Source organism: Desulfomonilia bacterium (genome assembly GCA_036567785.1).
Lineage (GTDB): Bacteria > Desulfobacterota > Desulfomonilia > UBA1062 > UBA1062 > DATCTV01.
The window spans coordinates 13,676-27,611 of record DATCTV010000004.1 but is presented as its reverse complement, the minus strand read 5'-3'; the positions used below and the strand labels follow the sequence as shown (position 1 = coordinate 27,611).

At 43.5% G+C, this 13,936-nt stretch carries 9 protein-coding genes; 4 read left to right on the top strand and 5 right to left on the bottom strand.

The window, feature by feature from the left end; genetic code table 11:
- Nucleotides 1–253: 253 nt before the first annotated feature.
- Both groES and groL read left to right on the top strand, forming a co-directional pair.
- On the top strand, nucleotides 254–541 hold the full coding sequence (groES, locus tag VIS94_01030; GenBank protein ID HEY9159656.1) for a co-chaperone GroES: 288 nt from the start codon (nucleotides 254–256) through the stop codon (nucleotides 539–541).
- Between the two features lie 16 nt (nucleotides 542–557).
- Nucleotides 558–2,198 carry a chaperonin GroEL gene (gene groL / locus VIS94_01025; protein ID HEY9159655.1) on the top strand — a complete coding sequence of 547 codons (1,641 nt, stop codon included), beginning with the start codon at nucleotides 558–560 and terminating at the stop codon, nucleotides 2,196–2,198.
- A gap of 50 nt (nucleotides 2,199–2,248) precedes the next feature.
- Here groL and VIS94_01020 read toward each other — a convergent pair whose 3' ends face one another.
- The 5 genes from VIS94_01020 to VIS94_01000 form a co-directional block, all read right to left on the bottom strand.
- Nucleotides 2,249–2,917, bottom strand: a complete 669-nt coding sequence (locus VIS94_01020) for a helix-turn-helix domain-containing protein (GenBank protein HEY9159654.1) — start codon at nucleotides 2,915–2,917, stop codon at nucleotides 2,249–2,251.
- A gap of 116 nt (nucleotides 2,918–3,033) precedes the next feature.
- Nucleotides 3,034–5,982, bottom strand: coding sequence for a PAS domain S-box protein (locus VIS94_01015; protein ID HEY9159653.1), 2,949 nt, complete (start codon nucleotides 5,980–5,982; stop codon nucleotides 3,034–3,036).
- Nucleotides 5,983–6,277: 295 nt separating this feature from the next.
- Nucleotides 6,278–8,698: a 1-acyl-sn-glycerol-3-phosphate acyltransferase gene (locus VIS94_01010; protein ID HEY9159652.1), complete on the bottom strand. Its 2,421-nt coding sequence runs from the start codon at nucleotides 8,696–8,698 to the stop codon at nucleotides 6,278–6,280.
- Nucleotides 8,699–8,768: 70 nt separating this feature from the next.
- Nucleotides 8,769–10,613, bottom strand: a complete 1,845-nt coding sequence (gene typA / locus VIS94_01005; GenBank protein HEY9159651.1) for a translational GTPase TypA — start codon at nucleotides 10,611–10,613, stop codon at nucleotides 8,769–8,771.
- Between the two features lie 108 nt (nucleotides 10,614–10,721).
- The gene (locus VIS94_01000) at nucleotides 10,722–11,387 is read right to left on the bottom strand and encodes an Ig-like domain-containing protein (protein ID HEY9159650.1); all 666 of its coding nucleotides are present in this window, start codon (nucleotides 11,385–11,387) and stop codon (nucleotides 10,722–10,724) included.
- A 102-nt stretch (nucleotides 11,388–11,489) separates the two neighbouring features.
- On the opposite strand from VIS94_01000, the gene VIS94_00995 reads away from it, so the two are divergent.
- Nucleotides 11,490–12,386 (top strand): DUF362 domain-containing protein, encoded by an 897-nt coding sequence (locus tag VIS94_00995; protein HEY9159649.1) that lies wholly within the window; start codon nucleotides 11,490–11,492, stop codon nucleotides 12,384–12,386.
- Nucleotides 12,387–12,388: 2 nt separating this feature from the next.
- Nucleotides 12,389–13,936: a 4Fe-4S binding protein gene (locus VIS94_00990; GenBank protein HEY9159648.1), complete on the top strand. Its 1,548-nt coding sequence runs from the start codon at nucleotides 12,389–12,391 to the stop codon at nucleotides 13,934–13,936.

Genomic DNA, 13,936 nt, shown 5'->3' with positions numbered 1-13,936 from the left:
TACACGGGAAATAAATCAATCAGATTTGTAATTGGCCATCTGAAAAAAGGCTTTATTCAAAAAAAATTGAAGATAAACGAAGCAATATAGACAGATCATTTATAGGCTGCTTCTAAGAGCATGTTTTAAATTGTTTATAAAAGAAATCAGGACTTGAAAAAAAAATCCCAAGGAACTATCTGGGTTAGCACTCGCCAGAAGTGAGTGCTAACAAAAAAAATAAAAAACAACATTTAACAGGAGGTGTTGATTTATGAAGATCAGACCGTTACAGGACAGGGTTCTCGTCAAGAGGCTCGAAGAGGAAGAGAAGACAAAGGGTGGGATTATCATACCGGATACTGCAAAGGAAAAACCACAGATGGGGAAGGTGATTGCAGCAGGTAATGGCAAGAAGACAGAGGACGGCAAGATTGTCCCGCTTGATGTCAAGACCGGGGACAAGATTCTTTTCTCAAAGTATGCCGGAACAGAAGTAAAGGTTGAGGGTGATGAGCTTCTTATCATGAGAGAAGACGACATTCTCGGAATAGTCGAGTAGACAGGAGGAATATATCATGGCTGCAAAAGAGATAATTTACGGACAGGACGCAAGGGTAAGGGTTTTAAAGGGCGTTGACAAGCTGGCCAATGCCGTCAAAGCGACACTCGGACCAAAAGGAAGGAATGCGATACTTGATAAGATGTTCGGAGCCCCGAATGTAACGAAAGACGGTGTAACCGTTGCAAAAGAGATCGAACTCAAAGACAAGTTCGAAAATATGGGCGCACAGATGGTGAAGGAAGTTGCTTCCAAGACATCTGATATCGCAGGCGACGGAACAACCACAGCAACGGTCCTTGCACAGGCTATTTATACCGAAGGCCTTAAGTATCTTGCTTCCGGAATAAACCCAATGGCATTAAAACGCGGTATCGACAAGGCAACGGCTGTTGTCATAAGCGAGCTCAAGAAGATGAGCAAGAGCGTTGAAGACAAGAAAGAGATCGAGCAGGTCGGAACAATTTCTGCAAACGGAGACTCTGAAATCGGAGTCCTTATCGCTGATGCAATGGATAAGGTCGGAAAAGAAGGCGTTATAACTGTTGAAGAAGCCAAAGGAATGGAGACGACTCTTGAACTTGTTGAAGGAATGCAGTTTGACCGCGGATACCTTTCACCATATTTCGTAACCGATGCAGAGAGGATGGAAGCTGTTCAGGAAGATCCTTACATTCTTATCTATGACAAGAAGATCAGCAACATGAGAGATATCATTCCCGTTCTTGAGCAGATAGCAAAAGAAGGAAAGGGCCTCACTATCATTGCTGAGGATATAGAAGGAGAAGCCCTTGCCACACTGGTTGTCAACAAACTTCGCGGAACCCTGAAATGTTCTGCTGTCAAAGCCCCGGGTTTCGGAGACAGGCGCAAGGCAATGCTCGAAGATATTGCAATTTTAACAGGCGGCCAGGTTGTATCCGAAGACCTTGGACGCAAGCTTGATTCGGTTACGGTCAAAGATCTAGGAAGGGCAAAGAAGGTTATCATTGACAAGGACAACACGACAATAGTTGAAGGCGCAGGCGATAGTTCCGCCATACAGGGCAGAATCAAGCAGATCAAGGCCCAGATCGAAGAATCAACAAGTGATTATGACAGGGAAAAGCTTCAGGAAAGGCTTGCAAAACTTGCGGGCGGCGTCGCAGTGATAAAGGTCGGTGCAGCAACAGAGCCTGAAATGAAAGAGAAGAAGGCCAGGGTTGAAGATGCGCTTCACGCAACAAGAGCGGCAGTTGAGGAAGGATTTGTCCCAGGTGGCGGAGTTGCATTGATAAGATCAATCAAGAAGCTTGATGAGCTTAAGCTTGACGAAGAAGAGAAAAGCGGAGTCAAGATTATAAAGAAAGCACTCGAAGAACCGATGAGGCAGATTGCTATCAATGCGGGACTCGAAGGTGGAATCGTTGTGGAAAAGGTTAAGGAAAAGAAAGGCAATATCGGATTCAATGCCCAGGCGAATGTTTATGAAGATATGCTCAAAGCCGGAATCATTGACCCGACAAAAGTTGCGCGGTCAGCCCTTCAGAATGCGGCTTCAGTTGCAGGTCTGATGCTTACGACGGAAGTGATGATCGCTGAAATACCTGAAGAAAAACCGGCTCATGGCGGTATGCCGGGCGGTGGCATGCCTGATATGGGCGGTATGGGCATGTAATCGGGTAAGATTCAAAAAACGAAAGGCCCGTCTTTTGGACGGGCTTTTTTTTATAATTTGTTCTCAGGTTGTCTGACAGTCCCTTTGATTAGATTACCTTCAATGATTCTCAAAAGATCCCTGATTATATCTTCTTTTGTGATGATCCTTTTATTCTGGTGAAGGACAATCACGCTTCTTAAGATTATTTCATTCAAAAGGCCGGCAAGTATGAAGGGGTGAACATCTATAAGCTGGTCGGCATCCTGAGCTTCTTTTATCATGTTCATCAATCTGGATTCCAGTTCGCCGTAGTCATTTATATTTTTAACTGCAAGGCTTGAAGTGTTCTTTTTCCTTCTATTGTCATTAGTCTCAATCTCGGTAGTGAAGACATTTATAAGATGTGAATTGTCGATATATAAATCAAGAAGTTTCAATACAAGCTGTTTCAGCTTTTCAAGGGGAGTTATATTCTCAAGGGAAACTTCGTTGTAAACCATTGTTATGTCTGAAATAACCTCGAAAACAAGGGCTGCAAAAATTTCTTCCTTGTTCTTGAAATGGTTATATATAGTGCGTCTGTCAAAGCCGGAATAACCGGCTATGTCCTCCATTGTAGTGCTGCTGAGCCCTTTTTTAAGAAAAAGCTCCTTGGCAGACTTCAAAATGATCGCTCTGTTCCTTTTGATCTGTCTTTTTCTTCTGATCAGCTTTTCTCTGAGTAAATCGTCTTCCATGATCCAACTTTTATCCATGTATATTTTTTTTCTGGTTGTTGATATTACATACAACCAGAATGCTATACAGATTCCAGCCAATCATTTCAATGAATAACTCATATATTTAATATTTGTCATTCAATACTCCCAGCAAACATGCGCATCAGTGATTCATTCAAATATTGAACTTTCAAGGGTTTCAAAACAAAATCATTAAAATCAAATCTCGAGAGCTTTTCCCTGAAAGCTAAAGTGTTATTGTCTATCAATGCTATTGTCTTTATATCGGCACTGATCTCTTTAAAATAACTTAAAGCTGGTTCCCAATGATTAATGTCTTCACTCATATCAACGATTACAATTTCAGGGGCTTTGCCCTGTTTCTTTGATTCTGAAAACAAACTGGAAGCCTCATTGGAATTCGATGCAATTATTGTTTCATATCCGAGCATGGTAAGAATATCATCCAGGATCGAGCATTCCTCATTATTTTCGGACATTATTAGAATCTTGCCGAGTTCATGATAAATATCCCTGTTTGAATCCTTCTGTTTTATTGACTGATCTCTGGATGCAGGTAGAAATATTTCAAATGTTGTATAGGAACCAGGTTTCGAATCGACTGTTACCAGTCCCTGGTGTTTGGATATGATTGATTTTACACTGTCCAGTCCGAGACCGGACCCCGAAAGATTGGTTGTAAAGAAGGGGTCGAATATTCTTGTGATTATTTCTTCCGGAATACCCACTCCGGTATCACTGATCTTTATTTTTATATAGTTGCCATTAGCCAGTGGAAGATTACGTTCTTCGCCGATCTCAGTATTTTCTGCGGATATGGTGAGTATTCCGCCTTCAGGCATTGCCTGCTTTGCATTGAGTACGATGTTATATATAACCTGAGATATCTGTCCGGGGTCTATATCGGCGAGCCAGAGGTCCGGGGCAAAATTAATGGTATATTTCACATTGGAACCCCTGAGAACAAAAGCTGTAGAATCCCTGATAATTTTCATAACAGACATCCTGACTTTTTCCGGATAGCTGCTTCTGAAAAGAGCCTGCAGTTGCCTGATAAGTTCCTTTGCCTTGATTGATGCCTTTTCTGTCTCATTTATACATTCCAGAAGTTTATCGTTGGTCGAACTGTATTCTTTTGCAAGAGCGATATTTCCGATTATGCATGTAAGGATATTGCTGAAATCATGTACTATTCCGCTGACCAGTATGCCCATGGTATCGAATCTCTGAATCTTGGAGAGTTCTTCCTCGATCTTTCGACGTTCTGTTATATCCCTGAATACAACTACCAGACCAAGAGATTCTCCTTCTTTTGTCCGAATCGGCGCGCCTGTTACTGCAACAAAATATTCTGTCCCGTCTCTTGATACCAGGATGGTCTGACTGACAAGTTCGATAATAATTCCTTTCATTATAATCTTGCTCAACGGCTGATCGCATCGTTCTCTTGTCTTTTCCTTGATTAAAGGAAAAACTTCGAAAAGATTCCGGTCAAAGGCTTCATCCTGCTTCCATCCGGTAAGCTTCTCTGCGATTCTGTTCATAATCTTGATTTTCATATTTATGTCTGTGGTAATAACGCCGTCCCCGATAGATCTCAAAGTAACAAGAAGTCGTTCTTTTTCAGAGGCCAGCATTTCCTGGGCCCTCTTCTTATCTGAGATGTCTCTGATAATAACTATTCCGGCAGGTTTGCCATTGTATATAGTTATCCTGGCAGTGGCCTCGACAGGTATTTTGTATCCGTTCTTATGCCTGATGGATGTTTCAAGGATGCTGCTTGTATCACCGACATTCAACCGTGTTGAATACTGTTCCCTGGTTTTAACAATATCATCCGGGTGAATAAAATCAATGTAGTTGGATTCAAGGATTTCATCCAATGAATAGCCCGAAATTTCTGACATTCGCGGATTGGCATATTTTATAGTCTGATCCTGATTGATAATTATTCCATCACTTGCAAATTCGACAAGATTTCTGTATTTCTCTTCGCTTTCTTCAAGTGTTTTTTTCGATGTTTCCAGTGATATCATCATTGAATTAAATATCTCGGCAAGCCTTGCAAGTTCATCATTCCCTTTAAGAGATATTCTACTTTTCAGACTCCCGGTTTCAGATATTCGTATTATGCCTTTCATTATCTTATCAAGTCTCGATAGGAATTTTCTCTCAAGAAAAAAGATGATAATCAGCGCACAAATTATGCCTGTTATCATTATTCCGATATTGAAATAGAAAATCGCTTTCCTGGCTTGATAATATGTACCGCTGGGCATTGTAACCTTAAGGATCAATGATGGTTTGCCCGATATATCCTTAATCAGGGTATATCCTGTAATGAAATTTTTGCCGAGCTTGGATGTAACTATATTACCGTCTTCGTTCAGTGATGCAATTCTGCTTTCAACATCCTCCGGCAAGGGCTTATCCGAACTCTTAAAAATTTCGATGGAAAGCTGAGTTGCAAGTGAGATGCCTTCCATATCTGTCTTGTCCATGAATTCTCCCATAATCAAAGTTCCTGCAGCAGGTCCTTTGACGAGAGATGTAAGTACGGGTTTTGTTGAGATTATCACCAGCCTTCCTGAAATAATCATCAGTCCTGACTTTACATTACCGTTATTAAATTTAGCCGGAGGGTTGAAATTTGACTTGATGAAATCGTTGATAGATTTATCAACGGGTATCTCCTTGTTGAGTTTTAAATCGTACAATTTGGAGACTTTTATGTTCCCTTTATTGTCAAGTATCATTATCAGGTTGATTCCCAGACCCGAGAAAGTATTATCCATCAAGTTCTCTTTTACAAAATCAGGATATTTTCCTTTGAGATAATTATAGGTATCATCCCAGTTTGCCCAGTCTATGGCACTCTTATCGAGGGTGCTAATCTTCTGATTCAGAACGAGAATGGCCCTTCTTACATTGTTTTCAGCATATTTACTCTCAAGATTTGCCATGTTTCTAAAAAGTATAAGGTTGGATGATATATAAATAACGGCAATCAGACACGCGCAGGTTATAATGATAGTTAAGAATGTGGCTTTTCTTACGTACATCATATCCTCCCTGCATAGAAATTAAATCAAGGAAAATATAATGCCGGACAAACCAAATGCAACAAAACCGGATATAAAAAATCAATAATCACGTGTTCAGGAAATTGTGCTTGTCAAGCCATGCAGAACTCTATTCCCTGAAAAAAAGCGTTATTCCACATATCCTTTATTATCCTTACAAAATGGTTGTGTCTTGAGAGCCTCTTAGTTCTGGATACCGACCCGGATTTCATCTGTTCCTTTGAAAACGCAACAGATAAACCGGCAATTCATCACGAAAAAAATGCGGCAACCCTTATTTTTCAAGGAATCCTGTTGTCTCATCAGCAAGCCTGCTGATTCCTTTTTCATTCTTTATCTTATTGTCCTTGTCGATATAATCTAGGGTCTTCAGATACTCCACGGCGCCTTTGAAGTTGGGAACACAAAGCGCTTCAGGCCTTCCTATTTCATCCTTTTTGAGCATTATTTCAGCCCTGGACTCAAATGCCTTGAAAATATCCTTTGCGCCCGAAAGTTTTTTAATGCCAGTGAATACAACCAGGTATGATTCAAGATAGTCAGTGATGAGGCCTGAAAAATCAGAAAGAAGTTGAGCCATGTCTTTTTCAAAAGAGATATTGCCCCAGTGCTTTCTGAGCATTTTCTTTTCAACCATATAGTCAATGGTATTTTCGAAGGCGTCCTTTTTAATGGAAAATTCTTTTGAGAAAAGGTTCTTAATCCGGTTGTATTCTTCCTCCAGGGTTTTTTTGGGGATGCCTGAAAGTTTGAGTATGATATTGGAAATAATTGCAAGAGGGACAAGGCAGTTGATAATGTTGTTTTTATAGTATGCCATATGTATCCTGCTTTCGTTGTCCACCTCATAGATTGCCGGCTCATCCTCATTTTTCTCAATCGAGACAAGTCCTCTGCCCTGAAGAAGTGCTGATGCCTCGGAGAATGCCCTTCCTTTGTCTTTCAATGAATCCGACATGTCATATTTGAAATATTTAAGATAATCGGTGTAGATGTTGAAAAGATTTATCGCATCGGTTTCATCGATGGCACCTTTTCTGCTCATTAGCGCTGCAGCCATGACAGAAGTGGAAGTTCCCACTGTTTTATTGTTTATTGCCCCCAGTATTTCCCAGGCAAGCTCTCGTGTTATGGTGTCATTGTCTGAACCGGATTTCTGTATTGCATCATTACTTTTGGCAAAATCTTTAAGCGAAAAGGGTTCGGAAAAACGTACATAAACTCTGCCGTATCTGCGTTTCAATATTCTGCCTGCCTTTATGAGCTGGCTCAGATTTTCTTTTTCCTTTTTGCCGCCCTTCATTTCCATCGCATATGCATCTTCTTCAACAACGAGGTCATAACCAATGTAAACAGGCACAAAGATGATGTCTTTTTTAGTTGTTCCTTCCTTCCATGCATCGACCAGCATCGAGAGAAGCCCGAGCTTGGGCAGGGCCAGTTTGCCTGATCTGCTCCGGGTGCCTTCAATAAAAAATTCAATCGGTATCTTTTCGAAAAGGAGTGTCCTTAAGTATGCCGCAAAGGTCTGGCTGTAAAGTTTGTTTCCCTTGAAAGTCCTTTTCAGGAAAAATGCCCCGCTCCTGCGGAAGATTATGCCGAGCGGAAAGAATGACAGGTTGGCGCCTGCGGCTATGAAAGGTACGCCCATCCAGTTCTGATAAAGTATATAAGAAAGTATCATATAATCCATGTGGCTTTTATGGCACGGGACATAGACAATGGGTCCCTTGCGGGCCCATTCCTTGACCTTCTTGAGGCTGTTCATATCGACATCCAGGCCATTATATATATTGTTGACTATCCATGTGAACACCCTGGCGAAGACCTTGAGATAGGACGGGTCCATATCAGATGCTATCTGTTCGAGGTACTTCTTTGAGGTCTCAAATTTTTTCAGATTATCAGGATTTGATATGTCCCCGATAAATTCCGCCAGTTTCGGATCCTTGAGAGTGGCGTTTATTATCCACTCTTTCTTTTTGATAGGTGCGCTTGAAATATTTCTTCCCAGCTGGGCGATTCTATGCCTGAGTTCGTTTTTGATCTTTTCGGCGGTGTCTTCAATAAAGCTGCTCTCTGAAAATTTTCCGGAAAAATCTCTGATATCGATTGGCTCGCCATATTCGATATGGCTTTCTTCTTCTGTTCTCCACCACAGTGTCCAGAACTTGCTGAAACCTCTCATGGACGTTTCCTCTTCTTTTTGATCTTTTGACATCTTCAGAGGAAACCTTGAATATACACATCTCAATGGGACGAGGAAAATCGGTTTTTCTATTTCAGGCTGGATTCTGAGCAATTCGATAACAGGGTCAAAACCGCCCGGCAGTTTTGTATTGTCAAGAAAAAGAAGCGATGCCGAATTATCAAGCTCTATGTTTGCCTTCATCTCTCCGCTTTTTACAGGGTTGTTTTTTGTAATCCGGTTTTTTATGATGCCAGCCAGTTTCCATGCAGGCTGGAAAAGGGTAAAGCTTTTCCCGAAAATCATTTTGGGCACAGGCAGACCGTCCGCCTTGTGCTTCTGTATCAGAAGCATGGAATCCATTACGCTTGTCCTGGCCATAACAAAGACAAGATGCCCTTTTTCTGAAAGCCTGGATACAGGTTCGCGGAATTCATCCTGAAGTATTACTGGAGCGAACAGCCTCCTTATTACAGGTCTCAAGATCGGGCCGTATTTACCTTCCATAAAGAAAGAGGATTTACCCATGAAGTATGTTTATAGGATTTGCCTCGGATTATTCAAGCAGGAAAACATTTCATGACGACATTACCTTTTTCTTTGCAACTGTCGTGGTGTGTCGTTTCTGGGCCGAGAGTTCCGTTTTTCTAAGCCTGATCGACTTGGGAGTCACCTCCACCATCTCGTCATCCCTGATAAACTGAAGCGCCTTTTCCAGAGTCAGCGGTGTAACCGGCGAGAGCAGAATATTGTCATCCCTGCCTGCTGCGCGCATATTGGATAGTTTTTTCATCTTTGTCGGGTTTACATCGATGTCGTTTTCCCGGTTGTGTTCACCTATAATCATGCCTTCGTAAACAGGTTCCCCGGGTGTTATGAAAAGGCGGCCTCTCGGTTCGAGGTTGAAAAGCGCATAGGCTACCGCTTCGCCTCGTCTGTCTGAAACAATTGATCCTGTAAATCTGTATGGGAAATCACCCCTGTATTCTTCGTATGCAAGCAGGTAGGAATTCATTATGCCTGTGCCCTTCGTGTCGGTAAGGAATTCATCCCTGAAACCGATAAGGCCACGTGATGGAACGCTGAACTCGACTCTGACCCTGCCGCTGCCGTGATTGACGAGATTAAGCATACGGCCCTTCCTCTGTGATATCTTCTGTGTAACGATACCAAGAAAGCTTTCCTCACAGTCTATAAACAGATGCTCAATAGGTTCGAGTATCCTGCCGTCCTTGTGCTCGAGTATTACTTCGGGCCTTCCTACGCATAATTCAAAACCTTCCCGCCGCATTGTTTCTATCAGGATCGCCAGCTGGAATTCCCCCCGTCCCTTTATTATGAAGGCGTCCTTATCAGGGGCGATTTCCATCTTAATCGCAACGTTCCTGAGAGTTTCCTTATTGAGTCTTTCATGGATTCGAGTGGATTGGACATGAGGCCCTTCCTGGCCGGCAAGGGGTGAATTGTTTGCAGTTATACGCATTGACACCGTAGGTGCGTCCACTGTAATCCGCTTAAGCGCCTTGGGGTTGTCCGCCGTGCAGATGGTATCTCCTATCTTAACATTCTCGATTCCTGATATTACGACAATATCGCCCGGTTCTGCGCTTTCGATCTCTCTTAAGGCAATGCCCTGGTAACCCTGGAGTTTGGTTACGCGAAGCATTACATGTTCGTTGTTCTCGTTTATGCATACGAGGGAGTCCTGGGAGCTGACACTGCCGTTGAATATGCGTCCGACCGCAAGCCTTCCGATATAATCCGAATAGTCAAGGTCGGCCACAAGCATCTGAAAAGGCTCCGAAGGGCTGTAGGATGGTCCGGGAAGATCGTTGACGATTGTCTCGAAAAGGGCCTTGAGGTCGGTTGCTTCCTCCTGGAGTGTCTTTTTGGCAATACCGTCGCGTCCCACTGCATATAGAACAGGAAATTCGAGAAGTTCTTCATCAGCGCCCAGGTCTATGAAAAGATCGTATATTTCGTTCAGTACCTCGGCAGGTCTGGCATCCTTTCGGTCAATCTTGTTGATGACTATTACCATCGAGTGACCGGCTTCCATAGCCTTTTTGAGGACGAACCGCGTCTGAGGAAGAGGCCCTTCCGCAGCGTCTACAAGCAGTATCGCACCGTCGGCCATGGAGAGTGCGCGTTCGACCTCTCCTCCGAAATCCGCATGGCCGGGGGTGTCGATAATATTTATTTTTACGTTATTCCAGGAAACCGAACAGTTCTTTGCAGCTATGGTAATGCCGCGCTCCCGTTCAAGGTCCATCCTGTCCATGACCCTGGTCTCAATGTCCTGCCCTGAACGGAAAACCCCGCTCTGCTTGAACATGGCATCCACGAGTGTGGTCTTACCGTGGTCAACATGAGCAATAATCGCAATATTCCTGATGCTGTCATTCCTGATGTGCTGGCGCATAAACTTATCCTTTTGCAGTTGTTGGTGAGGACTCTTCCTAGCAGATAAATTGAGAGAAATGCAAGAAATCTCCCAACATATTGTTTTAAAGAAAGATAAGAGATTATGTTATTGAGGTTTAACGGCGCTGAATTCAACAACCCTGTTCAGTTCGGTGTAGTTGCCGGCGGTATCCGAAAAACCATACAACACCAGACGGCATGACTGCCCGGCATTGATGTTGTTAAGCCTGATTGTAACCTTTTTACGGTCTTCCGAAAAAACAGGGGGAGTATGCTCTTGGCTGACATTAAATGATATTTCACCTATGCTTTCATTGAATTTTAAGGTGATTTCAGGTGAACCTTCATAAACGCTCTGATCATTATCAGGTGTAATTGATTCGAGAACGGGCGGTATGGTTTCGATTGTAAAACTCCAGGAAAAATCTCTTTTCATCCTGCTACCACCGTCCGCATTTGCAACACCGGCTTTGATTGTGGCGGTATAGGTTTTGCCAGCTGTAAACATGGAATTTTTATCCGGTGTAAAAACAGCTACATCATCGCCTGATAAAGGATTTTTTTCGACTGTCACAACCCCTGATACCGGGATTCCATTGCTGGTAATTGAAAACTGCAGGCTCGACGGGTCGATCGATGTGCTGAAATCAGCGGTTATCTGGGAGTGTCCCTTGACATTTGTTGCACCGTCACCTGGTGATGTGCCTGTTATATCTGGCTTGCAGGCTGCTACAACTAAAACCACGGCAAAAATCAGCAAGCAGTTCTTCATAGAAGTTGTCCTCATACTGTATTTCAATGTAAAACAATATATATTACAAATCAGCCTTATCATCAACGGTGATTTCTTATTAAGGGTGATTACGGAGGAACAATGAACAGAAGGGAATTTATCAAGACCGCAGTGATATCAGGTGCAGCAACATTAATTTACCCGGGATTGAGAAATCTAGCTGCAGCTCAGTCCCAGTATCCTGACATCGCAGTTGTAAAAGGGCATGATCCTGCAAGAATTACACTATCGGCAGTCAATGCCCTGGGAGGGATGAAGCGGTTCGTATCCAGGGGGGATATTGTTGTGGTAAAGCCTAACATAGGATGGAACAGGGCCCCTGAATTTGCTGCAAATACGAATCCGTTTGTTGTAGGGGCCGTTGTAAGAATGTGTCTCGATGCAGGTGCCGGCAGAGTCAAGGTTTTTGATAATACATGCGATAACGCCATAAATTGTTATACGGCAAGCGGCATAGCCGCCGAAGCAAAGAGATGCGGTGCAGAAGTCATTTACATGGAGGACAGGAAATATATCGAAGTGGATATAAAAGGAACTGCACTTAAAAAATGGCCTATATACAAGGATGCTCTTGATGCTGACAAAATTATAAATGTGCCTGTTGCAAAAGACCACGGGATATCGAGACTTACTCTCTCAATGAAAAACATGATGGGCGTCATGGGAGGCCGCAGAGGGAAGCTTCACAGAAAAATGGGTGAGAATCTTGTGGATATGGCCAGGTTCATGAGGCCGGCGCTTACAATCCTTGATGCAGTCCGGATACTTACGGCAAACGGTCCGACAGGAGGCAATCTCAAGGATGTCAGGAAACTCGATACTGTTGTTGCAGGTACGGATATGGTGGCGATTGATTCTTATGGCGCAACTCTCTTCGGTATGAAAGGGGCCGATCTCGATTATGTGAAGCTTGGCGATGCCGTACGTATCGGAAGAATGGATATTGAAAACCTTAATATTAAAAAGATGCAAGTGTAGAGATGATGAAACCCTGGAACTCTCTGATAACAACAAAGCGGCTTAGGAAGATATGCCAGGCCGCTTTCCTGTTGGTTTTCCTGTTCCTTTTCGTTCAGACCGAGAACAAGGGCAGCGAGTCCATGGGTTATCCCATAAGGCTGTTCCTCGATTTCGACCCGCTTTTGCTGATTACAACAATGATCTCCTCGCATGCAGTCCCCGCAGCTCTCTTCCTGTCACTCGCAACAATCGTACTGACTCTTGTTTTCGGGCGTGTTTTTTGCGGCTGGATCTGTCCGCTAGGGACATTGAATAATGCCATTTCAACATTCAGCAGGTCAAAAAAGACCGGGCCGGGAAAACTCTACAGGCTAAAATACTACATATTGTTCTTTATTATTGCAGCAGCATTTTCAGGCATTCAGCTGGCAGGGATTCTTGACCCGTTATCGCTCTTTGCAAGATCGATTACAGTAAATGTCTATCCCTTTATCAGTTCATTATTCATGTCTATTCTTGACCTCATTGAGAAATATGCACCGGAAGGTGCGGCTGATATTTCCGGAAGGATTTATTCATCTCTCAGGGGAACCGTCCTGCCGTTCAACGAAGTTCATTTCTCTCAATCCATGCTCATTGGAGGGATATTTTTTATCGTACTCCTGTTGAATATTGTCGAGAAAAGGTTCTGGTGCAGATACTTATGTCCTCTCGGGGCTTTACTCGGACTGCTGTCAAGATTTGCACCTTTTGGCATCAAGGTCTCCGAAGGATGCGCATCTTGCGGCGCCTGTTCAAAACCATGCCAGGGCGGTGCCGTAATCGATAATGGAAGAGCCCGGATGAAGACCGAGTGTCTGGTGTGCATGGACTGTGACGATCCGTGCCCGAATGAGGCTGTGCAATATGGCATAATAATGAAAAATATACCTCTGGATGTCAAACGCCGGGGGGTTATTTTTTCCCTTGTTGCAGGGATTTTCACCGTGCCGTTTTTCAGACAAAGGCCTGCCGTTAAAGATCCGTCACTTATAAGGCCTCCGGGCAGTGTTAAAGAATCGGTTTTTTCTAATCGCTGCATAAAATGCGGGGCGTGTCTGAAAGTATGCCCTACGGGCGGACTTCAGCCATTACTGCTCGAAGCCGGATTTCAAGGCATCTGGACTCCCAGACTGGTTCCATTAATCGGTTCTTGCGAGTATTGCACACTTTGCGGTCAGGTGTGTCCTACAGGGGCGATTCTTGAGATGAAGAAAGATAAACTTATGAACATCAAGATCGGAGAGGCAATGATTGACCGTTCGCGATGCCTGCCCTGGGCCGATGGGGAACCCTGCATTGTCTGTGAAGAGATGTGCATCGTGCCTCAAAAGGCGATATGGCTCGAGGAAACAAAAATCAAGGACATGAGCGGTGCGGAAGTCAGTCTTCTTCTTCCTCATGTCGATACCCGAAGATGTATCGGATGCGGCAAATGCGAAAAGAACTGTCCGCTTGACGACAGGCCTGCTATTTTTGTTACAAATACGGGAGAAAGCAGGGAAGAAGGGTTGCAGGGATTCTTATAG